Source organism: Ancylobacter terrae, from assembly GCF_045108345.1.
In the GTDB taxonomy this organism is placed as follows: Bacteria; Pseudomonadota; Alphaproteobacteria; order Rhizobiales; family Xanthobacteraceae; genus Ancylobacter.
Map to the genome: position 1 here is coordinate 681,148 of NZ_JBJGXH010000001.1, position 21,808 is coordinate 702,955.

The window sequence follows — 21,808 nt, forward strand, 5'->3', positions numbered from 1 at the left end:
GACGATGCCTCCGAAGCGACGCCTTTGTCCATGGCGCCGCGGCCCTGGCTTACCATCGTCGGCATCGGCGAGGACGGGGCGGCGGGGCTCTCGCCCGCGGCGCGCGAGGCGGTGGCGGCCGCCTCGATCGTGTTCGGCGGCCGGCGGCATCTCGATCGCGCGGGCGACCTGCTGCGCGGCGACGCGCGGGCCTGGCCGAGCCCGTTCGAGGCCGGCGTGCGCGAGGTGCTGGCGCGCCGTGGGTCGCCGGTCTGCGTGCTGGCGTCGGGCGATCCGTTCCTGTTCGGCGTCGGGGCGACGCTGGCGCGCCAGGTGCCGGCCGGGGAAATGCGCGCCTTGCCGGCGCCCTCCGCCTTCAGCCTCGCCGCGGCCCGGCTCGGCTGGGCGTTGCAGGAGGTCGAGTGCGTTTCGCTGCACGGGCGGGCGCTCGATCTGGTGCGGCCCTGCCTCCAGCCCGGACGGCGGGTGCTGGCGCTCACCTCCGACGCGGCGGGGCCGGCGGCGCTCGCCGCGCTGCTGGCCGCGACCGGGTTCGGTGCGTCACGGCTGCATGTGCTCGAAGCCCTCGGCGGGCCGCGCGAGCGGGTGCGCACGGCGCGCGCCGCGGCGTTCGATCTCGCCGATGTCGATACGCTCAACCTCGTCGCCCTCGAGGTTGTCGCGGATGCCGAGGCGCGGGTGCTGGCGCTGGCGCCGGGGCGGCCCGATGCGCTCTACGAGCATGACGGGCAGATCACCAAGCGCGAGATCCGGGCGATGACGCTCGCCGCGCTGGCCCCGCGCCGGGGCGAATTGCTGTGGGACATCGGTGCCGGCTCGGGCTCGATCGGCATCGAATGGATGCTGGCCGATCCCTCGCTCCGGGCCATCGCCATCGAGGCACGGGCGGACCGGGCGGCGCGCATCGCCCGCAACGCCGCGAGTTTCGGCGTGCCGGGGCTTACCATCGTCGAGGGCGAGGCGCCCGCCGCGCTGACGGGCCTGCCGACGCCGGACGCGATCTTCATCGGCGGCGGGGCGAGCGACGCGGGCGTGATCGACGCCGCTCTCGGGGCGCTCGCGACCGGCGGACGGCTGGTCGCCAATGCGGTGACGCTGGAGACCGAGGCGCTGCTGCTCGCCCGCCATGCGGCGCTGGGCGGCGAACTCACCCGCATCGCCATCGCCCGCGCCGCGCCGGTGGCCGGGATGACCGGCTGGCGCCCGGCGATGCCGGTCACGCAATGGAGCGTCGTGAAGCCATGATCGTCGCGGGGGTGGGCAGCCGCCGGGGCGTCTCGGCGGAGGAGGTGCGGGCGGCGATCGAGGGGGCGCTGGAGCGCTTCGGCGCCTCGCTCGACGATGTCTCGATGCTGGCCACGCCGGCGATCAAGGGCGGCGAGGCCGGTATCGCCCGCGCCGCGGCGGAGCTGGTGCTGCCGCTGATCCTGGTGCCGCAGGCCCAGCTCGAGGCGGCGGGCGCGCGCGCCATCAGCCGGTCGGAGCGGGTGGTGGCGCTGCTCGGCGTGCCCTCCGCCGCCGAGACGGCCGCGCTCGCCGCCGCCGGCGCGGGCGGGCGCCTGCTCGGGCCGCGCTTCGTGCTCGGCCCGGTGACCTGTGCGCTGGCGCGGCGGGGGGGAAGCGAGGAGGCGGCGCCGTGACGGTTCACTTCATCGGCGCCGGGCCGGGGGCGGCGGACCTGATCACGCTGCGCGGGCGCGACCTCCTCGCGCGCTGCCCGGTGTGCCTCTATGCCGGCTCGATCGTGCCGCGCGAGATGCTGGACTGGTGCCCGCCGGGCGCCCGGCTGGTCGATACTGCGCCGCTCTCGCTCGACGAGATCGAGGCGGAATACGTTGCCGCGCAGGCGGCCGGGCAGGATGTGGCCCGGCTGCAATCGGGCGACCTGTCGATCTATTCGGCGGTGGCCGAGCAGATCCGCCGGCTGGAGCGCCGCGGAATCCCCTATACGCTCACCCCCGGCGTGCCGGCCTTCGCCGCCGCCAGCGCGCTGATCGGGCGCGAACTCACCGTGCCGGAAGTGGCGCAGAGCGTGGTGCTGACCCGCGTCTCGGGCCGCGCCTCGGCAATGCCGGCGGGCGAGACGCTGGCGGCGTTCGGGGCGACGGGCGCGACCCTCGCGATCCATCTCGCCATCCACGCGCTCGACCGGGTCGCGGCGGAACTGGCGCCGCTCTACGGCGCCGACTGCCCCGTCGCGGTGGTGGTGGAGGCGAGCCGGCCGGAAGAGCGGGTGATCGCCGGTACGCTGGCGGATATCGTCGGCCGGGTCGCGGCCGAGCCGGTGGAGCGCACGGCACTGATCCTCGTCGGCCGCGCGCTCGGGGCGGCGGGCTTTCGCGAGAGCGCGCTCTACGATGCCGGCTATCAGCGCCGCTTCCGGGGGCGCGCATGAGAGGGCTAGCCCACCGCCACGGCAGACTGCCCCATAAGGTTGCCCTCGCGGTCGAACACCACGGCGTCGAGGGCTATGCCGCTGCCCCGGACCACGCCGAGCGCGGTCGCCTGCGCCCGTCGCGCCACGGCGTCGGCCAGCGGTACGCCCTCGGCGAGGGCGAGCGCATGGGCCTGCGCTACCGTGTTGGCGGCGCGGATGCGGGCGGCGAGATCTTCACCGGCGCCGACCTCGACCGCCAGCGCCGCCAGTGCGCCCTGATCGGCGCTGCCGCGCTTCGAGTGCAGGTCGAGGAAGCCCTGCGCGAGCTTGGTCATCTTGGCGAGGCCGCCGGCCACGGTGACCCGCGGCACCGGATGGGCGCGCAGATATTTCAGCATGCCGCCGGCGAAGTCGCCCATGTCGATCAGCGCCACCTCGGGCAGGCCGAACAGCTTCGCGACGGCGCGCTCGGAGGCATCGCCGGTCGCGCCGGCGACGTGATCGACGCCCATGGCGCGGGCGACGTCGATGCCGCGGTGGATCGAGTGGATCCAGGCCGCGCAGGAGAACGGCACGACGATGCCCGTGGTGCCGAGCACGGACAGGCCGCCGACGATGCCGAGCCGGCCGTTGAGCGTCTTCTCCGCCAGTTTCCCGCCGCCGGGGATCGATATCTCGACCTCGACATCGCCGCGCGCGCCGGTCTCGCGGGCGACCTCGGCGACGGCCTGCGCGATCATGCGGCGCGGCACGGGGTTGATCGCCGGCTCGCCGGGCGGCAGCGGCAGGCCGGGGCGGGTGATCGTGCCGACACCCTCGCCGGCGCGGAAGGCAACGCCGCTCCCCGGTGCACCCGCGCGCACCGTGGCGACGACGAGCGCGCCATGGGTCACGTCGGGATCATCGCCCGCATCCTTGATGACGCCGGCCATGGCGTCGCCCGCGCGCAGATCGTGCGTGGCGAGGGCGAAGGCGGGGGTCTCGCCGCCGGGCAGGGTGATGGTCACCGGATCCGGGAAGATGCCGGTGACGAGCGCGTGGAAGGCGGCCTTCGCGGCGGCCGTGGCGCAGGCGCCCGTGGTCCAGCCGCGCCGCAGCGGGCGGGCGGGCTCCTCGGGCAGCATGTCCTCGGGCGCGTCGGTCATGACGGCCGGTATAGGCCGGGCCGGGCGGGACGTCACCGATGAGCGCGCGCGGATTCATCATCGGGGCGCCGCGCTCGGGCTCGGGCAAGACCACGGCGACGCTCGGCATCGTTGCCGCGCTGGCGCGCCGGGGCGTGCGGGTGCGGGCGGTGAAATCGGGGCCGGACTATATCGACCCCGCCTTCCACGCCGCCGCGAGCGGCCGGCCGGGGCTGAACCTCGACAGCTTCGCCATGCCGCCGGCGTTGATCGGGGCGCTGCTGGCGGAGGCGGCGGAGGACGCCGACCTCGTCATCGTCGAGGCCTCGATGGGGCTGTTCGACGGGATTTCCGGCGAGCCGGGGCGCAGCGGCGCGGCGGCGGACCTCGCCGCGCGGTTCGGCCTGCCGGTGCTGCTGGTTGCGGACATCTCCGGCCAGTCGCAATCGGCCGCCGCCGTGGTGCGGGGTTTCGCGCTGCACGACCCGCAGGTGCGGATCGGCGGGGTGATCCTCAACAAGGTGGCGAGCGAGCGGCACCGTTCGCAGGCCATGGAGGCGATCGCGGCGACCGGCGTTGCCGTGCTCGGGAGCTTGCCGCGCGACGCGACGTTGACCCTGCCCGAGCGGCATCTCGGCCTCGTCCAGGCGCAGGAACATGCCGAACTCGACCGGCATTTCGCGCGCCTCGCCGATGCGGCGGAGGCGCATGTCGACCTCGACGCGCTGATGGCGTTCGGCGCGCCGCTTCGACCTGCCGGCGACATCGCGGGTGTCGCTCTGCCGCCGCCCGGCCGGCGCATCGCGCTCGCCAGCGACGCCGCCTTCAGCTTCGTCTACGAGCACGTGCTGGCCGGCTGGCGCCGGGCGGGCGCGACCCTCGCGCCGTTCTCGCCGCTTGCGGACGAGGCGCCGGCGGACGATTGCGATGCCTGCTGGCTGCCGGGGGGGTATCCGGAACTGCATGCCGCGCGGCTGGCGGGCGCGGCCACCTTCAAGGCGGGCATGCGGCATTTCGCCGAGACGCGGCCGGTCCATGGCGAGTGCGGCGGCTATATGGTGCTGGGGACGGCACTTGAGGATGCCGAGGGCACGGTGCATCCCCTGCTCGGCCTGCTCGGCCACGCCACCAGCTTCGCCCGGCGCCGGCTCAATCTCGGCTACCGCAAGGCGCGGCCGATCGCCGCCTCGCCGATCGGGGCGGCCGGCATGGCCCTGCGCGGACACGAATTCCATTACGCCAGCGTCACGGTGCGCGGCGACGATGAGCCGCTGGTGATGCTGGCCGACGGGCAGGGCCGCGATCTCGGGCCGGCGGGGAGCCGGCGCGGCCTCGTCAGCGGGACGTTCTTCCACGCGATAGCGCTCGAATGAGCGACGGGGCTGAAACCGCGTCACGCACTGAATCCGGAAACGGCTGCAACATCCGGATGGAAATGATCTTATCGCCGCTGTCCGATTCCGGGCCGGCGCGGCTTGCTGATGTGACGGGTGAACTGACATGACCGCCTTCCGCCGCTTCCTCGTCCTCGTCGCGGGACTTTTCGGTGCCGCCGGTGTCGCGCTCGCCGCGGCTGGCGCGCATGTCGATGCCAATCCCAGCCTCGCCACGGCCGCCCAGTTCGCGATGATCGGGGCGGCGGCGATCGCGGCCACGGTGGCGCTGGGGGCGGCGAGCGGCCGCGCCTGGTCGTTCGCCGACGCCGCCGGCGGCCTGCTCGCGCTCGGGACGGCGCTGTTCGCCGGGGCGCTGGCCAGCCGGGTGCTGCTCGGCGTCCCGCTTTTTCCGATGGCGGCACCGAGCGGTGGGATTATGCTGATCGCGGGTTGGCTGGTTCTCGGGCTGGTCGCGTTCGAGCGGGCGCGGCCCGGCTGAACTGGCCGAAAGGTTGCATGAGGGGATGAGCCATCCGCGTCGCGGGCGCCGGTCGGGGCGGCGCCGCGCTGCAGGACGCGCGAGGGGCTAGTAGGAGCAGAACTGCACATGACAGTCGATGTCGAGGACAAGACGCTCGAAAAGCCGGCGGCCATCGTGGCGCCGGGCGACGACGTGGCAAAATTCCGGGCCGCCGTCATTGCCAAGCTCACCTATGCGGTGGGCAAGAATCCGGCGGCGGCGAGCGACCGTGACTGGTTCCTCGCCACCGCCTTCGCGACCCGCGACCGCATCGTCGACCGCTGGATCACCTCGACCCGGCAGACCTATTCGGAAGGCCGCAAGCGCGTCTATTACCTCTCGCTCGAATTCCTCATCGGCCGGCTGCTGTTCGACGCGCTGACCAATCTGGAGTTGCTCGACACGGTGCGCGCCGCGCTCGGCGATCTCGGCGTCGATCTCGACCGGCTCAGGCAGGTGGAGCCGGACGCGGCGCTGGGCAATGGCGGCCTCGGGCGCCTTGCGGCCTGCTTCATGGAGAGCATGGCGACGCTCTCCATCGCCGCCTATGGCTACGGCATCCGCTACGACCACGGCCTGTTCCGGCAGGTGGTCAAGAACGGCTGGCAGCAGGAATATCCCGAGGACTGGCTCTCCTTCGGCAACCCGTGGGAGTTCGAGCGGCCCGAGGTGATCTACGACGTCGGCTTCGGCGGCTCGGTCGAGGCGGTGTCGATGGGCAGCCGCAAGAAGCAGGTCTGGCATCCCGGCGAGACGGTGGAGGCGGTCGCCTACGACACGCCCATCGTCGGCTGGCGCGGCCGGCATGTGAACACGCTGCGGCTGTGGTCCGCCCGCGCCGCCGATCCGCTGCGGCTCGAGGCGTTCAACCAGGGCGACCATGTCGGGGCGCTGGTCGAGCAGGTCAAGGCGGAGGCGATCTCCAAGATCCTCTACCCGAGCGACGCCACCCCGGCGGGGCAGGAACTGCGGCTGCGGCAGGAGTATTTCTTCACCGCCGCCTCCCTGCACGACCTGATGCGCCGGCACATCGACAGCTTCGGGGACGTGCGCTCGCTGCCCGACAAGGTGGCGATCCAGCTCAACGACACCCACCCGGCGATCGCGGTGGCGGAGCTGATGCGGCTGCTGGTGGACGAGCACGACCTCGACTGGGACGAGGCGTGGGACATCACCAACCGCACCATCTCCTACACCAACCACACGCTGCTGCCGGAGGCGCTGGAGACCTGGCCGGTGCCGCTGATGGAGCGGCTGCTGCCGCGCCACATGCAGATCATCTACATGATCAACGCGCTGCACCTCGCCCGGGTGAAGGAGGAATTCCCCAATGACGACGCGCTGCTCTCCTCGGTCTCGCTGATCCAGGAGGACCATGGCCGGCGCGTGCGGATGGGCAATCTCGCCTTCCTCGGCTCGCACTCGATCAACGGCGTCGCGGCGCTGCACAGCGAGCTGATGAAGAACACGGTGTTCAAGGATTTCTACCGCATCTTCCCGGAGCGGATGAACAACAAGACCAACGGCATCACCTTCCGCCGCTGGCTGAACCAGTCCAATCCCGGCCTCACCCGCCTGCTGGTCCAGGTGTGCGGGCCGGAGGTGCTGGACGATCCCTCGGCGCTGAAGAAGCTGGAGCCGCTGGCCGGCGACCCGGCGCTGCACGAGAAGTTCGCGGCGGTGCGCCGGCAGAACAAGGTGAACCTCGCCCGCCTCATCCGCGACCGGCTCGACATCAAGGTGAATCCGGGCGCGCTGTTCGATGTGCAGATCAAGCGCATCCACGAATACAAGCGCCAGCTGCTCAACGTGCTGGAGACCATCGCGCTGTATGAATCGATGCGCGCCAATCCGGCCAAGGACTGGGCGCCGCGGGTGAAGATCTTCGCCGGCAAGGCGGCGGCGAGCTACCATCAGGCCAAGCTCATCATCAAGCTCGCCAACGACGTGGCCAAGGTCGTCAATGACGACCCGGTCGTGCGCGACCTGCTGAAGGTGGTGTTCCTGCCGAACTACAACGTCTCGCTGGCCGAGGCGATCATCCCGGCCGCGGACCTTTCCGAGCAGATCTCGACCGCCGGCATGGAGGCCTCGGGCACCGGCAACATGAAGATGGCGCTCAACGGCGCGCTGACCATCGGCACGCTCGACGGCGCCAATGTCGAGATCAAGGAGCATGTCGGCGCGGAGAACATCTTCATCTTCGGGCTGACCGCCGAGGAGGTGGAGCAGCGCCGTGCCGCCGGCATCGACGAGTTCGGCGCCATCTCCGCCTCGCCGCACCTGTCCGAGGTGCTGGACGCGGTCGAATCGGGCGTGTTCTCGCCGGACGAGCCGGATCGCTTCAAGCCGCTGACCAATGCGCTGCGCCACCACGACTATTTCCTGGTGACGTCGGACTTCGATTCCTACTGGGAGGCGCAGCGCCGGGTCGATGCGCTGTGGCGGGACAAGAAGGCGTGGTGGACCGCCTCGCTGATCAACACCGCCAATATGGGTTGGTTCTCCTCGGACCGGACCATTTCCGAATATGCGGCGGACATCTGGAACGTGCCGGTCCGGCAGCCCCGCTGATCGATTCGGCTCCGCCGGCGGCTTATACGTAGTCGCCGGCGTGGACTTTTCCGAAGCGCTGACGGAACTTTACGTGGTGCCCGGCGTGTATATCGCGGCGGCAACGAGAGGTGTGGATGATGGCGTGGCAGGCCCCCGACCGAGAGGTCGACGAACTGGTGGGGGCGCGTCATGCCGATCCGTTCGCCTTGCTCGGGCCGCACGAGACGGCGGACGGCCTCGTCATCCGCGCCTTCGTGCCCCATGCGCTGGAGGTGGAGGCGATCGACGACGCCGGTGCCACCATCGTCGCGCTGGCACGGCGGCACGATTCCGGTTTCTTCGAGGGGCTGGCGAAGGATCGCCCCGCCTGGGCGCGCTACCGGCTGAAGGCGCGCAATGCGGGCGGGCAATGGGTGCTCCGCGACCCCTACGCCTTCGGCCCGGTGCTCGGCCCGCTCGACGATCATCTCCTGCTCGAAGGCACCCACAAGCTGCTCTATGAGCGCCTCGGCGCGCATGCCTGTGCGCATGAGGGCGTCGAGGGCGTGCGCTTCGCGGTCTGGGCGCCGAATGCCGCGCGCGTCTCGGTGGTGGGCGACTTCAACCGCTGGGACGGGCGCACCCACCAGATGCGCAAGCGCATCGACAGCGGGCTGTGGGAGATCTTCGCGCCCGGTGTCGGCGAGGGCACCATCTACAAATACGAGATCGTCGCCGCCGACGGCCGTCTGCTGCCGCTGAAGGCCGATCCGGTCGGCTTCCGCGGCGAGTTCCGGCCGGATACCGGCTCGGTGGTCGCCCGCATCGACGACATCGCGATCGACGACGCTCCCCACCGCGCCGCGCGCGAGGCGGGCGAGGCGCGGCGCAAGCCGATGTCGATCTACGAGGTGCATCTCGGCTCCTGGCGGCGCGGGGAGGGCAACCGGTTCCTCAGCTATGACGAACTGGCCGACCAGCTGATCGAATATGCCGGCTGGATGGGCTTCACCCATATCGAGCTGCTGCCGGTCTCCGAGCACCCGCTCGACGCCTCCTGGGGCTACCAGCCGATCGGCCTGTTCGCGCCCACGAGCCGCTTCGGCGATCCGGCGGGCTTCGCGCGCTTCGTCGAGAAGGCGCACAAGGCCGGCATCTCGATCATCCTCGACTGGGTGCCGGCGCATTTCCCGACCGACATCCACGGCCTCGCCCACTTCGACGGCGGCCCGCTCTACGAGCATGCCGACCCGCGGCGCGGCTTCCATCCCGACTGGAACACGGCGATCTATGATTTCGGCCGGCGCGAGGTGGCGAATTTCCTGGCCGCCAACGCGCTCTACTGGCTCGACGTGTTCCACATCGACGGGCTGCGCGTCGATGCGGTGGCCTCGATGCTCTACCTCAACTATTCGCGCAAGGACGGCGAGTGGGCGCCCAATCCCGACGGCTCCAACGACAACAAGGACGCCGTCGCCTTCCTCCAGAGCGTCAACCAGCTGGCCTATGCCGGGCATCCGGGCACGGTGACCATTGCCGAGGAATCGACCTCGTGGTCGGGCGTGTCGCGCCCGGTCCATGACGGCGGGCTCGGCTTCGGATTCAAGTGGAACATGGGCTGGATGCACGATACGCTTGACTACGTGTCGCTCGATCCCGTGTATCGGCGCTGGCACCACGACAAGATCACCTTCGGTCTTGTCTATGCGTTTTCGGAGAACTTCGTGCTACCGCTCTCGCATGACGAGGTCGTTCACGGCAAGGGCACGATCATCGGCCGGATGAAGGGCGACGACTGGCAGAAGTTCGCCACCGCCCGGGCCTATTACGCGCTGATGTGGGCCTATCCCGGCAAGAAGCTGCTGTTCATGGGCCAGGAATTCGGCCAGCGCGCGGAGTGGAGCGAGGCGCGCAGCCTCGACTGGCACCTGATGGTGATGGGCCCCTATCACGCCGGCCTGCAGCATTTCGTGCGCGACCTCAACCATCTCTACCGCGACCTGCCGGCGCTGCACGCGCGGGACTGCGAGCCGGAGGGATTCCGCTGGATCGTCGTCGACGATTCGGAGAACTCGGTCTTCGCCTGGGCGCGCTTCGGCGCCGAGGGCGATGCGCCGGTGGTGATGGTCGCAAATTTCACGCCCGTGCCGCGTTCCGGCTACCGCATCGGCCTGCCGCGGGCGGGCCGCTGGCGGGAGGTGCTGAACTCGGACGGACAGGCCTATGGCGGTTCGGGCGCGGGCAATCTCGGCGGGGTCATCGCCCGCGACGAGCCTTCGCACGGCCTGCCGGCGAGCGCGGATCTGGTGCTGCCGCCGCTCGGGACGCTCTATCTGCACTGGACGCCGGACTGAGCGAAAGCCGCCGGCCGAGGGAAAAACGCCAAGGGGAGACGACGCCTGATGACCCGACCGCCGGTTTCGAACGCGCCCATTGCCCGCTCGGCCATGGCCTATGTGCTGGCGGGCGGACGCGGCAGCCGCCTGTTCGAACTGACCGACCGGCGCGCCAAGCCGGCGGTCTATTTCGGCGGCAAGTCGCGCATCATCGATTTCGCGCTGTCCAACGCGCTCAATTCCGGCATCCGCCGCATCTCCGTGGCGACCCAGTATCAGGCGCACAGCCTGATCCGCCACATGCAGCGCGGCTGGAACTTCTTCCGCCCGGAGCGCAACGAGAGCTTCGACGTGCTGCCGGCGAGCCAGCGCGTGTCCGAGACGATGTGGTATCTGGGAACGGCGGATGCCGTGTACCAGAACCTCGACATCATCGCCGATTACGGCCCCAAATACATCATCATCCTGGCGGGCGACCACGTCTACAAGCAGGATTACGAGGTGATGCTGCAGCAGCACGTCGACCAGGGCGCCGACGTGACGGTGGGGTGCCTCGAGGTGCCGCGCGAGGAGGCGAGCGCCTTCGGCGTGATGCATGTCGACGAGGAGGACCGCATCCTGTCCTTCCTCGAGAAGCCGAAGGACCCGCCGCCCATGCCCGGCCATCCGGACAAGGCGCTGGCGAGCATGGGCATCTATGTCTTCGAGACGAGCTTCCTGATGGAGCTCCTGAAGCGCGACGCCGCCGACCCGACCTCCTCGCACGACTTCGGCAAGGACATCATCCCCTATGTGGTGAAGCACGGCTCGGCGCGGGCGCACCATTTCTCGCGCTCCTGCGTGCGCTCCAACGCCGAGGTGACGCCCTACTGGCGCGATGTCGGGACGGTGGACGCCTATTGGGAGGCCAATGTCGACCTCACCGAGGTGGTGCCGGAACTCGACCTCTACGACCGCGACTGGCCGATCTGGACCTATGGCGAGATCACGCCGCCGGCGAAGTTCGTCCACGACGTCGACGGGCGGCGCGGCGAGGCCAACCAGTCGCTGGTCTCGGGCGGCTGCATCATCTCCGGCTCCTCCGTGCGCCGCTCGCTGCTGTTCACCGGGGTGCGGGTGCATTCCTTCGGCTCGATCGAGGGCGGGGTGATCCTGCCCTATGCGCGGATCGGCCGCTCGGTGCGGCTGAAGAACGTGATCATCGACGCCAATGTGCGCATCCCCGACGGGCTCGTCGTCGGCGACGATCCCGAACTCGACGCCAAGCGCTTCCGGCGCACCGAGAAGGGGGTCTGCCTGATCACCCAGCCGATGATCGACCGGCTGGAGGGGTGAGCCGGGCATGAGCGAACTCAAGCTGCTCTCGGTCGTCTCCGAGGTCTTCCCGCTGGTGAAGACGGGCGGCCTCGCCGATGTGGCGGGCGCCCTGCCGGGCGCGCTGGCGGCGGAGGGGATCGGCGTGCGCACGCTGGTGCCGGGCTATCCGGCCGTGCTGCTGGCGCTGGAGCATGCCGGGGTGGTCCACCATTTCGACAACCTGTTCGGCGGCCCGGCCCGGCTGCTCGACGCGCGCGCGGCCGGGCTCGACCTGTTCGTGATCGACGCGCCTCATCTCTACGACCGGCCGGGTGGGCCCTATGCCGGCCCGGACGGCGAGGACTGGCGCGACAACGCCATCCGCTTCGCCGCGCTCGGGGCGGTGGCGTCGGGCATCGGCTACGGCCTCGTTCCCGGTTTCGTGCCGGACGTGGTGCACGCCCATGACTGGCAGGCGGGCCTCGCGCCGGCCTATCTGCACTATGCCGGCGGTCGGCGGCCGGCGAGCGTGATGACCATCCACAACATCGCCTTCCAGGGGAAGTTCGCCCACCATGTTCTGGGCGAACTCGGCCTGCCGCCGCATGCCTTCGCCATCGACGGCGTCGAATATTACGGGATGATCGGCTTCCTGAAGGCCGGGCTTCAGCTTGCCGACCACATCACCACCGTTTCCCCCACCTATGCCGGCGAGATCCTGCTGCCCGAGGGCGGCATGGGGCTCGACGGGCTGCTGGCGGTGCGCACCGCGCATCTCAGCGGCATACTGAACGGGCTCGACGACGGCGTATGGGACCCGGCGCGGGACCCGCTGATCGCCGCGCCGTTCGAGCCCGGGGCGCTCAAGGGCAAGGGCGTGAACAAGGCGGCGCTCGCCGCGCGGCTCGGCCTCGACGGCGACCATGCGGCGCTCACCTATGGCGTGGTGAGCCGCCTGTCCTGGCAGAAGGGGCTGGACCTTCTGGCGGACAGCCTGCCGCTGCTGGTGGGGCTGGGCGCCCGCCTCGTCATGCTCGGATCGGGCGACGCGCACATCGCCGAGCGCTTTGCCGCCGCGGCGCGGACCTGGCCGGGCCGGGTGGGCGTGCAGTTCGGTTATGACGAGGAACTGGCGCACCTGATCCAGGCGGGGTCCGACGCGCTGCTGGTGCCCTCGCGCTTCGAGCCGTGCGGGCTCACCCAGCTCGCCGCGCTGCGCTACGGGGCGCTGCCCGTCGTGGCGCGTGTCGGCGGTCTCGCGGACACGGTGATCGACATCAACGAGATGGCGCGGGCCGGCGGGGTGGGCACCGGCATCCAGTTCGCGCCGGCGACCGCCTCCGCGCTGCAGGGCGCGCTGCGACGCACGCAGGCGCTGTGGGCCGACACGCCGGCCTGGAAGCGGGCCCAGCGCAACGCCATGAAGACGGATGTCTCCTGGCGCGGGCCGGCCGCCCGCTATGCCGCTCTCTACCGCCGGCTGAAGGCGGAGCGGGCGGCTTGAGCGCCTTCGCCGTCTCGTCCGGCGATCCGGAACCGCTCGGCCTGCGCCTCGACGGGCGCGGTGCCAATGTCGCGGTGTTCTCGGCCCATGCCACCCGCATCGAGTTCTGCCTGTTCGACGCGGCGGGCGCGACCGAGATCGCCCGCATCGCGCTGCCCGAGCGCACCGGCGACGTGTTCCACGGCCATGTCGCCGGCATCGTGCCGGGGATGCGCTACGGCCTGCGCGCCTTCGGGCCGTGGGCGCCGGGGGAGGGGCATCGGTTCAATCCGGAAAAGCTGCTGGTCGATCCCTATGCGGTGGCGCTCGACCGACCGTTCGTGCTGCATGAGGCGCTGTTCGACCGGCGCGCCAGCGGCGCCGCGCAGGACGATACCGACAGCGCTCCCTTCGTGCCCAAGGCGATCATCGGTGCCGCGGAGCCGGAGGGGCTGGCCGCTCCGGTCCGGCCCTCCTTCGGCTGGGGCGAGCAGTTCATCTACGAACTGCATGTGCGCGGCTTCACCCTGCGTCATCCGGGCCTCGCGCAGGCCTCGCGCGGCACCTTCGCCGCGCTCGCCGATCCGGCGGTGCTCGACTATCTGGTCGGGCTCGGCGTCTCGACCGTCGAACTGATGCCGGCGATGGCGTGGATCGACGAGCGGCACCTGCCTCCGCTCGGCCTCTCCAACTATTGGGGCTACAACCCGGTGGTGTTCGGCGCCCCCGATCCCCGGCTCGCGCCGGGCGGCTTCGCCGAGGTGGGCGCCGCGATCGAGGCGCTGCACGGGGCGGGCATCAAGGTGCTGCTCGACGTGGTGCTGAACCACACCGGCGAGAGCGACGTGTTCGGGCCGACCGTGTCGCTTCGCGGGCTCGACAACGCGACCTATTACCGCCACGCGGCGGGCGATCCGGGCCTGCTGCTCAACGATGCCGGCACCGGCAACACGCTGGCGCTGGAACGCGCGCCGGTGCTGCGGCTCGGCCTCGACAGCCTCAGGCGCTGGGCGGCGACCGGCCTCGACGGCTTCCGCTTCGATCTCGCCGCGACGCTGGGGCGGCGCGCCGACGGGTTCGATCCGCAGGCGCCGTTCTTCGCCGCCATCGAGCAGGACCCGGTGCTGCGCGATCTCGCGATGATCGCCGAGCCCTGGGACATCGGCCCGGGCGGCTATCAGGTCGGCAATTTCCCCGCCCGCTGGGGCGAGTGGAACGATCATTACCGCGACGATGTCAGGCGCTTCTGGCGCGGCGAGCCGGGGCGGGTGGGGGCGTTGGCCAGCCGGCTGGCGGGATCGGCCGACCTGTTCACCCCCCGCCGGCGCCCGCTCTCGCGCGGGATCAACTTCGTCGCCGCCCATGACGGCTTCACCCTCGCCGATCTCGTCGCCTATGCCGGCAAGCACAACGAGGCGAATGGCGAGGGCAATCGCGACGGCACCGACGCCAACCACTCGTGGAACAACGGCGTCGAGGGGCCGAGCGACGACCCCGCCATCCGCGCCCGCCGGCGTGGCGACATCGCCGCGCTGCTGGCGACGCTCGCCGCCTCGCGCGGCACGCCGATGCTCACCATGGGCGACGAAGGCGGGCGCACGCAGGAGGGCAACAACAACGCCTATGCGCAGGACAACGCCTCGACCTGGTTCGACTGGGAGGGGATGGACCGCGGCCTCGCCGCCTTTGCCGGCCGGCTGATCGCGCTGCGCCGCGCGCACCCGGTGCTGCGCGGCGAGGCCGCGCTCACCGGCCTGCCGCCGGACGACAGCGGCCTTCCCGATGTCGTCTGGCGGATGCCGGATGGCGGTGAGGTGCGCTGGGAGGACGGGGAGACCCGCGCGCTGGTCGCCGTGTTCCACGCGCCGGCACGCGGCGAGGCGCCGGCCGATGGCGCCATCGTGGCGCTGAACGCGGGCGAGGCCGAACTGCCGCTGCAACTGCCGCCGCCGCGCGACGGCTTCCGCTGGCGGCTGGCGGCGGACAGCGCGGCGCTCGACGGCGCGTCCGATCCGTCCGAGCCTCCCGCGGTGCTCGGCCCGCGTCGCGTGCTCATCCTCGTCGAAGAGGTGGATGAGGACGCGCCGAGCCGCGCCGCCGATCCCGCGCTGCTCGATCGCCTCGCCCAGGCGGCCGGCATCGCGCCGGAGTGGTGGGACGTGGGCGGCACCTACCATCTGGTCGGCGACGACACCAAGCGGGCGATCCTCACGGGCCTGGGCCTTCCCGCCGGCACGGGCGGCGAGGTGCGCGACAGCCTGGTGAGGCTTTCGGAGGAGAAGTGGGGGCGGGCGATGCCGCCGGCGCTGGTGCTGCGCGAGGGCGGGCCGCTGCGGGTTCCCCTCGGCGGTGCGGCGGCGCTCGCGGCGCGCCGCCTCGATCTCGCGATCACGCTGGAGGACGGTACGCAGATGGCGCTGGCCATCGGTGCCGCGGACGGGCTGCGCGAGGAGGTCACCCGCGCCGACGGGCGCCGCGCGGTGCTCCGCCATGTCGACCTGCCGCCGCTGCCGGTCGGTCGGCACCGGCTGACGCTCGCCGACGCTGTCTGCCGCCTCACGCTCGCGCCGCGCTCCTGCTACCTCCCCCCGACGCTTGCGGAGGGTGGGCGGGTCTTCGGCGTGGCGACGCATCTCTACGCCCTGCGTCCCGACGCGCAGGACCAGGGCATCGGCGATTTCACCGCGCTCGGCGCGCTGGGGGCGGCGGTGGCGGCGCGGGGCGGGGCGAGCGTCGGGCTGAACCCGCTGCACGCGCTGTTTCCCACCGATCGCGAGCGGGCGAGCCCCTACCACCCCTCCGACCGGCGCTTCCTCGACCCGATCTACATCGATGTCGCCGCGCTCGGCGGCTTCGAGGCGCGCCGCGCGGTGTTCGGGCGATTGTCGGCGCACGGCGCGGTCGATTATCCCGCCGTCTGGGCGGCGAAGCGCGCGGCGCTGGCGGAGGCTTACGCAGCGCAGGGCGAGGATCCGGCCTTCGCGGCCTTCATCGCCGAAGGCGGGGAGGGCCTGCACCGCTTCGCCGTCTTCCAGGCGATCTGCGAGCATCACGGCGTCGGCGACTGGCGCGCCTTCCCGCCCGGCCTCGCCCGGCCGGATGCGCCGGAAGTAGCCGCCTTCGCGGCGGCGAACGCGTCGGCGGTGCGTTTCGCGCAATGGCTGCAATGGATCGCCGACCGGCAACTGGCGGCAGCGGCGGCCCGCTCGGCCGAGGCGGGGTTGTCGCTCGGCCTCTACCGCGATCTCGCCGTCGGCATGGCACCCGGCGGCGCCGAGGAATGGGCCGGGGCCGACGTGGTCATGGCCGGCCTCGCCATCGGCGCGCCGCCCGATCCGCTGGGGCCGGAGGGGCAGAACTGGAACCTGCCGCCGCCCGATCCGATGGCGCTCGCCCGCGACGGCTATGAGGGCTTCGCCCGCCTCGTCGCCGCCAATATGCGCCATGCCGGTGCGCTGCGCATCGATCACGTGATGGGCCTCAGGCGGCTCTTTCTCCTGCCGGAAGGAGCGGGTGCCGGCGAGGGCACCTATCTCGCCTATCCCTTCGCCGATCTCGCCGGTCAGGTGGCGCTGGAGAGCCACAGGGCGCGCTGCCTCGTGGTCGGCGAGGATCTCGGCACGGTGCCCGCCGGCATGCGCGAGCAGCTCGAGGCGGACCGGATGCTGTCCTATCGGGTGCTGTGGTTCGAGCGCGAGGGCGCCGATTTCCTGCCGCCGGACCGTTATCCGGCGCTGGCGGCCGCCTGCGTGTCGACCCATGACCTGCCCACCCTGCGGGGCTGGTGGGCGGGCGCCGACATTGCCGAACGGGAGCAACTGGGGCTGGACGATGCCGCCGCGACGGCTGCGGCCCGGCTGGCGCGCGCAACCGAAAAGCGGCGCCTTGCGGCGGCGCTCGTCGCCGAGGGGCTGCTCGATCCGGCGCAGGAGAGCGCCGGCGATGCCGAGGCGCCGATGAGCAACGCGTTCTTCGTCGCGGTCCACGCCTATGTGGCGCGTAGCCCGTCGATCCTCGCCCTGGCGCAGCTGGACGATCTCGCCGGCGAGCGTGTCGCCGTCAACCTGCCCGGCACCGACCGGGAGCGGCCGAACTGGCGCCGGCGCCTCTCCCGGCCGATCGGGGCCGTGCTGGGAGAGGCGCCGGCGGCCGCGGCGCTCGACGCCATGGCGCGGGAGCGGGGAGCGCGCTGAGCGCTCCCCGGCCGCCGCATCACGGATTGTTCGGCTGCGGCGGGGGCTGGGGCGGGGCTTCGCCACCGGCCGGCGGATCGGTCGGGCGCGGCGGTTCCGGATCGACCGGCGGGGCGGGCTGAACCGGCTCGGGCTGCGGCTGCGGCGTCGCGGCCGGCGGTTCCGGTGCGGGCGGGGTCGCGGTCGGGGCCGGTGTCGCGGGCGTCGCGGGTGGCTCGGGCGCGATGACCGGCGGCGGCGTCTGCGCGGTTTCCGGGGTCATGCGGCCGGAGAAGTGGATCGCCGCGGCGATGGCCGCGATGAGAACGATCGCGGCGAGGACCAGGGTGGTGTTGCGGTTCATGAGCCCCTCCGATGGACGCCCCGGGACGCGCGGGGCGCGGTTCCCGGGCGCCGGGATGTTGAGTGACGATGTTCGGGCAAGTTGCCATCAGTATAGGTAATATAAGACCTCGTTCTGCTGTGATCCCACGATCTATAAGAAGAATCGCCAAGAATTGTTTCGACGAACTGGTCAAATGATTGTGCTCATTTTGGGACCCATAGCTTAGTGGTGCGGGTTGAATGGTTCGAAATTTGAAATAGACGGGATATGCTGCGTTGCAGCAACATATTACTGTCGCCGTACGGCGCACGGCGCTTCCCGTTTCGGTGGAATTCGCTTAACCTTCCAATCGGGGATGGATCGGACGGTGGGGCGCCGCCCGGTCAACTGCCGACAGCGTTGACGGGTTCCGTATCAGGGGAAGGGTGTTCTTCCGCGTGAAGGGCGCCACTTTCGGCCGCGTTCATGGGCCGCACGGAGGGGAGGACACAGATGCCGGAGACCGAGTTCGACATTCTCACCCTGTCGCCGTCGATCGTGCGGCTGATGCACCGCAACGAGCACCATATTTTCGAGTTCGCGCTGGTCGACAATGGCGATGGTCAGCGCGTGGTGAACCGCGGGCCGGCCATCCAGTTCGGCCGCGACGGCACGACCGCGGCGTGGAATTACCTCGACGCGGCACAGATCGCCGCCGTCAAAGCGGCGCGGGACTGCGGCCTGATCGACTGAACATCGGGCCATCCGACCTCAAATCCGCGCGAATCCGGCGCCCGAAGTCGATCGGGCGCTTTCTTCGCGTGCCGTATCATGTATATGGACGGATATATGATAACGGGAGGTAAGCCATGTCCCTCACTCGTCGGCGCACGGTCGCGGCGCTTGCCCTGAGCCTTCTTCTGGCGCCCGCCGGTCTCGGCCCGCTGCGCGCGCAGGACGCCGCACCGGTCACCGTCTTCGCCGCGGCGAGCCTGACCAACGCCTTCCAGGACATCGCCAAGGCGTATCAGGCCAAGGGCGGGGCGGAGGTGAAGTTCTCCTTCGCCGCCTCCTCGGCGCTCGCCAAGCAGCTCGAGCAGGGCGCGCCGGCCGGCATCTTCGCCTCCGCCGACCTGAAATGGATGGACTACACCGACGGCAAGGAGCTGACGCTCAAGGCGAGCCGCATCACCCCGATCGGCAATACCCTCGTTCTGATCATGCCGGCGGACAAGGCGAAGCCGGTCACCCTCGACAAGGGCTTCGACTGGCTCGCCTTCCTCGGCGCCGACGGCAAGATCGCCACCGGCCTCACCGACAGCGTGCCGATCGGCGTCTACGCCAAGACGGCGCTGACCCATCTCGGCCAATGGGACAAGGTGCGCGAGCGCATCGTCGGCGCCGAGAGCGTGCGCGCGGCCCTCGCCCTGGTCGAGCGCGGCGAGGCGGCGGCCGGCATCGTCTACGCCACCGACGCTGCTATCGCCAAGAATGTGAAGGTCGTCGCCACCTTCCCGGCCGACAGCCACCCGCCGGTGGAATATCCGATGGCGCTGGTGAAGGGGCAGGATACGCCGGCGGCCAAGGCCTTCCTCGCCTTCCTCGGCGGGCCCGAGGCGAAGGACATCTATGTAAAGTACGGCTTCACGGTGAAGTAGAGCCCCTCATCATCATCCCGGGACGGCCTCTACTCCCTTGATGGAGAACGCGTTATCCGATCGACCTGCTGCGCGGGCCGATCGGCGCGTGCTCTAGGCCGGCTCCGGGATCGCGTGCAGAATGATGGTCGTGCGATCCCGGCTCTCCGGCTTCGCCTGCGGCCGGGATGACGATTTTTCAATGGATGCGTGGCTCACCCCCCATGAACTTCTCACGCCCGAGGAGTGGACGGCGGTCTATCTCAGCCTGAAGGTGGCGTTCTGGGCGACGGTGTGGAGCCTGCCCATCGCCATCCTCGTCGCCTGGACGTTGGCGCGGGTGTCGTTCCCGGGCAAGGGGCTGGTGGACGGCATCGTTTACCTGCCGCTGGTGCTGCCGAAGGTGGTGGTCGGCTATCTGCTGCTGGTCGCGCTCGGCGCGCGCGGCTTCATCGGCCAGTATCTCGACGCCTGGTTCGGCATCAAGCTCATCTTCACCACGGCGGGCGCCACGGTGGCGGCGGCGGTGGTGAGCTTCCCGCTGACCGTGAACGCCATCCGCCTGTCGCTGGAGGCGGTGGACCGGGGGCTGGAGACGGCGGCGCGCACGCTGGGGGCGAGCCGGATCGACGTGTTCTTCTCCATCACCTTCCCGCTGATGCTGCCGGGCATCCTGTCCGGCGCGCTGATGGCGATCGCCTCGGCGCTGGGCGAGTTCGGCGCCACCATCACCTTCGTGTCGAATGTCGAGGGGCAGACGCGCACCATCCCGCTCGCCATCTACAGCGCCACCCACATGCCGGACGGCGACGCCATGGCGCTCCGGCTGACCGTGGTCTCGGTCATCCTGGCGCTCGGCTCGCTGCTGATGGCGAGCTTCGTCGACCGGCGCATCCGCACCATGATCGGGCGCGCATGATCGAGATCGAGGTCGAACTCGCCCGCCCGGGCTTTTCGCTCGCCGCCCGCGTCGAGGCGCCCGGGGTCGGCGTCACCGCGCTGTTCGGGCGCTCCGGCGCGGGCAAGACCACCATCATCCAGATGGTCGCCGGGGTGGTGCGGCCCGATCGCGGCCGCATCGTGGTGGACGGCGAGAGCTTTTTCGATTCCGCGCGCGGCATCGACGTGGCCGTCGAGGCGCGGCGGGTCGGCTACGTGTTTCAGGACGCGCGCCTCTTCCCGCACATGTCGGTGGAGAAGAACCTGCGCTATGGCGAGAGGCGCTCGCGGGCGGCGCACCGGCCGATCGGCTTTGCGGCGGTGGTCGAGCTGCTCGGCATCGGCCATCTGCTGGCGCGGCGCCCGCACACGCTGTCGGGCGGCGAGCGCCAGCGCGTCGCGATCGGGCGCGCTTTGCTGGCGCAGCCGCGCATCCTGCTGATGGACGAGCCGCTGGCCGCGCTCGACGAGGCGCGCAAGCTCGAAATCCTGCCTTATCTGGAGCGCCTGCGCGACGAGATGAGGCTGCCCATCCTCTATGTCAGCCATTCGATCGACGAGGTGATGCGCCTGTCCGACATGGTGGTGGCGCTGAGCGCCGGGCAGGTGGTGGCGGCGGGTCCGGTGGCGGCGGTGATGTCGCGGCCGGAGATCCTGCCGGTGGTCGGGCGTTTCGACCTCGGCACGGTGATCGAGTGCACGGTGGCGCGGCACGACGAGGCGCTCGGCCTGTCGACGCTCGCTTTCGTGGACGGCGAATTGCGCGTGCCGCTGGTCGAATCGCCGGCGGGCGCGCCGGTGCGCGCCCGCATCCGCTCCCGCGACGTCGCGCTCGCGCTGTCGCGGCCGATCGACGTGTCGGTGACCAACCGGCTGCCGGGCACCATCCGCGCCATCACGCCGATGGAGGGGCCGTTCGCCGATGTCGCGCTCGATCTCGGCTCGAGCACGCTGCACGCCTCGGTCACCCGCGAGAGCGTCGAGCGTCTGGCGCTGGAGCCGGGCATGCCGGCCTGGGCGATGATCAAGGCGGTGGCGGTGGACAGCCGCAGCACGCTGTTTCCGCCGGCGGTTTCTGCACCGACGCCGACCGGGCCGGCTACGCCGTCTCCGACGCCGGGGCTTCGGCTCGTCGCGCCGACCAGTCGCGGGCGAGACACGCCGTGAGTTCGGCGGTGGCGGCCTTCGCGGCCCGTGAGCCCTGCCGCTCGATCGCCCGGTAGAGCGCGATCAGCCGCTCGCCGAACGCCGTCAATTCGGTGCCGTGGCCGCGCCGGCCCGGGAAGGTGGCGACGACGCGCTCCTCGAACATGTGGTCGAGCTCATCCACCAGCAGCCAGGCCCGGCGGTAGCTCATGCCGAGGCTGCGGGCGGCGCTGAGGATGGAGCGCTCGGTGCGGATCGCCTCCAGCAGCGCGATCTTGCCGGGCCCGAGCCGGCGGCCATCGCCGAAATCGATGCGGATGAAGATGCGGGCCTGCGGCAGTGCCGCAGGCGAGGGGGCGGGATGGTCCGGCATGGCGCGCTTCCTGCTGTATCCGCGATGATACGGGAAGCGCGCCACCGGCGGAAGCCGCCTTAGAGCACGCGCCGATCGGCTCGCGTGGCAAGCCGATCGGATCACGCGTTCTCTATCAATATCCTAGAGGGCGATTTGCCGATCAGATTGATTCCATCAGATCGGATCG

Annotated in this window: 17 protein-coding genes; 14 read left to right on the forward strand and 3 right to left on the reverse strand. The window is 71.1% G+C overall.

Annotated elements, in window-relative coordinates:
- Positions 1 to 30 precede the first annotated feature (30 nt).
- From cbiE to cobM, 3 genes are read left to right on the forward strand one after another with little or no spacing between them, the layout of a single operon-like run.
- A complete protein-coding gene (gene cbiE / locus ACEUEL_RS03205; RefSeq protein ID WP_405706543.1) occupies positions 31 to 1,245 on the forward strand; it encodes a precorrin-6y C5,15-methyltransferase (decarboxylating) subunit CbiE in 1,215 nt (404 codons plus the stop codon).
- Complete coding sequence (locus ACEUEL_RS03210; RefSeq protein ID WP_405702082.1) at positions 1,242 to 1,640, forward strand: cobalamin biosynthesis protein; 399 nt, start codon at positions 1,242 to 1,244, stop codon at positions 1,638 to 1,640. Before cbiE ends, ACEUEL_RS03210 begins: the two co-directional genes overlap by 4 nt.
- Entirely contained in the window at positions 1,637 to 2,395 is a 759-nt protein-coding gene (gene cobM, locus ACEUEL_RS03215; protein ID WP_405702084.1) for a precorrin-4 C(11)-methyltransferase, read from the forward strand. Before ACEUEL_RS03210 ends, cobM begins: the two co-directional genes overlap by 4 nt.
- A gap of 5 nt (positions 2,396 to 2,400) precedes the next feature.
- Here cobM and ACEUEL_RS03220 read toward each other — a convergent pair whose 3' ends face one another.
- Positions 2,401 to 3,522: a cobalt-precorrin-5B (C(1))-methyltransferase gene (locus ACEUEL_RS03220; protein ID WP_405702086.1), complete on the reverse strand. Its 1,122-nt coding sequence runs from the start codon at positions 3,520 to 3,522 to the stop codon at positions 2,401 to 2,403.
- A 38-nt stretch (positions 3,523 to 3,560) separates the two neighbouring features.
- Between ACEUEL_RS03220 and ACEUEL_RS03225 the strand changes: the two genes are divergently transcribed.
- From ACEUEL_RS03225 to glgX, 7 genes are all read left to right on the forward strand, one after another.
- Positions 3,561 to 4,874 carry a cobyrinate a,c-diamide synthase gene (locus tag ACEUEL_RS03225; protein ID WP_405702088.1) on the forward strand — a complete coding sequence of 438 codons (1,314 nt, stop codon included), beginning with the start codon at positions 3,561 to 3,563 and terminating at the stop codon, positions 4,872 to 4,874.
- 127 nt (positions 4,875 to 5,001) lie between these two features.
- Positions 5,002 to 5,376 (forward strand): DUF423 domain-containing protein, encoded by a 375-nt coding sequence (locus tag ACEUEL_RS03230; protein ID WP_405702091.1) that lies wholly within the window; start codon positions 5,002 to 5,004, stop codon positions 5,374 to 5,376.
- 108 nt (positions 5,377 to 5,484) lie between these two features.
- A complete protein-coding gene (locus ACEUEL_RS03235) occupies positions 5,485 to 7,971 on the forward strand; it encodes a glycogen/starch/alpha-glucan phosphorylase (RefSeq protein WP_405702094.1) in 2,487 nt (828 codons plus the stop codon).
- 116 nt (positions 7,972 to 8,087) lie between these two features.
- Positions 8,088 to 10,286, forward strand: coding sequence for a 1,4-alpha-glucan branching protein GlgB (glgB, locus tag ACEUEL_RS03240; RefSeq protein ID WP_405702096.1), 2,199 nt, complete (start codon positions 8,088 to 8,090; stop codon positions 10,284 to 10,286).
- Positions 10,287 to 10,334: 48 nt separating this feature from the next.
- Positions 10,335 to 11,603, forward strand: coding sequence for a glucose-1-phosphate adenylyltransferase (gene glgC / locus ACEUEL_RS03245; RefSeq protein ID WP_405702098.1), 1,269 nt, complete (start codon positions 10,335 to 10,337; stop codon positions 11,601 to 11,603).
- A gap of 7 nt (positions 11,604 to 11,610) precedes the next feature.
- Entirely contained in the window at positions 11,611 to 13,068 is a 1,458-nt protein-coding gene (gene glgA / locus ACEUEL_RS03250; protein WP_405702099.1) for a glycogen synthase GlgA, read from the forward strand.
- Positions 13,065 to 17,240, forward strand: coding sequence for a glycogen debranching protein GlgX (glgX, locus tag ACEUEL_RS03255; RefSeq protein WP_405702101.1), 4,176 nt, complete (start codon positions 13,065 to 13,067; stop codon positions 17,238 to 17,240). Before glgA ends, glgX begins: the two co-directional genes overlap by 4 nt.
- A 19-nt stretch (positions 17,241 to 17,259) precedes the next feature.
- Here glgX and ACEUEL_RS03260 read toward each other — a convergent pair whose 3' ends face one another.
- On the reverse strand, positions 17,260 to 17,583 hold the full coding sequence (locus ACEUEL_RS03260; RefSeq protein WP_405702104.1) for a hypothetical protein: 324 nt from the start codon (positions 17,581 to 17,583) through the stop codon (positions 17,260 to 17,262).
- 474 nt (positions 17,584 to 18,057) lie between these two features.
- On the opposite strand from ACEUEL_RS03260, the gene ACEUEL_RS03265 reads away from it, so the two are divergent.
- From ACEUEL_RS03265 to modC, 4 genes are all read left to right on the forward strand, one after another.
- A complete protein-coding gene (locus tag ACEUEL_RS03265) occupies positions 18,058 to 18,297 on the forward strand; it encodes a hypothetical protein (protein ID WP_405702107.1) in 240 nt (79 codons plus the stop codon).
- 116 nt (positions 18,298 to 18,413) lie between these two features.
- On the forward strand, positions 18,414 to 19,202 hold the full coding sequence (gene modA, locus ACEUEL_RS03270; RefSeq protein WP_405702110.1) for a molybdate ABC transporter substrate-binding protein: 789 nt from the start codon (positions 18,414 to 18,416) through the stop codon (positions 19,200 to 19,202).
- A 181-nt stretch (positions 19,203 to 19,383) separates the two neighbouring features.
- Complete coding sequence (modB, locus tag ACEUEL_RS03275; protein WP_405706545.1) at positions 19,384 to 20,100, forward strand: molybdate ABC transporter permease subunit; 717 nt, start codon at positions 19,384 to 19,386, stop codon at positions 20,098 to 20,100.
- Positions 20,097 to 21,287 (forward strand): molybdenum ABC transporter ATP-binding protein, encoded by a 1,191-nt coding sequence (gene modC / locus ACEUEL_RS03280; RefSeq protein WP_405702112.1) that lies wholly within the window; start codon positions 20,097 to 20,099, stop codon positions 21,285 to 21,287. Before modB ends, modC begins: the two co-directional genes overlap by 4 nt.
- Here the strand turns inward: modC and ACEUEL_RS03285 are convergent.
- Positions 21,220 to 21,639 (reverse strand): winged helix-turn-helix domain-containing protein, encoded by a 420-nt coding sequence (locus ACEUEL_RS03285; RefSeq protein ID WP_405702114.1) that lies wholly within the window; start codon positions 21,637 to 21,639, stop codon positions 21,220 to 21,222. The two genes, modC and ACEUEL_RS03285, sit on opposite strands and share 68 nt — an antisense overlap.
- Positions 21,640 to 21,808 lie beyond the last annotated feature (169 nt).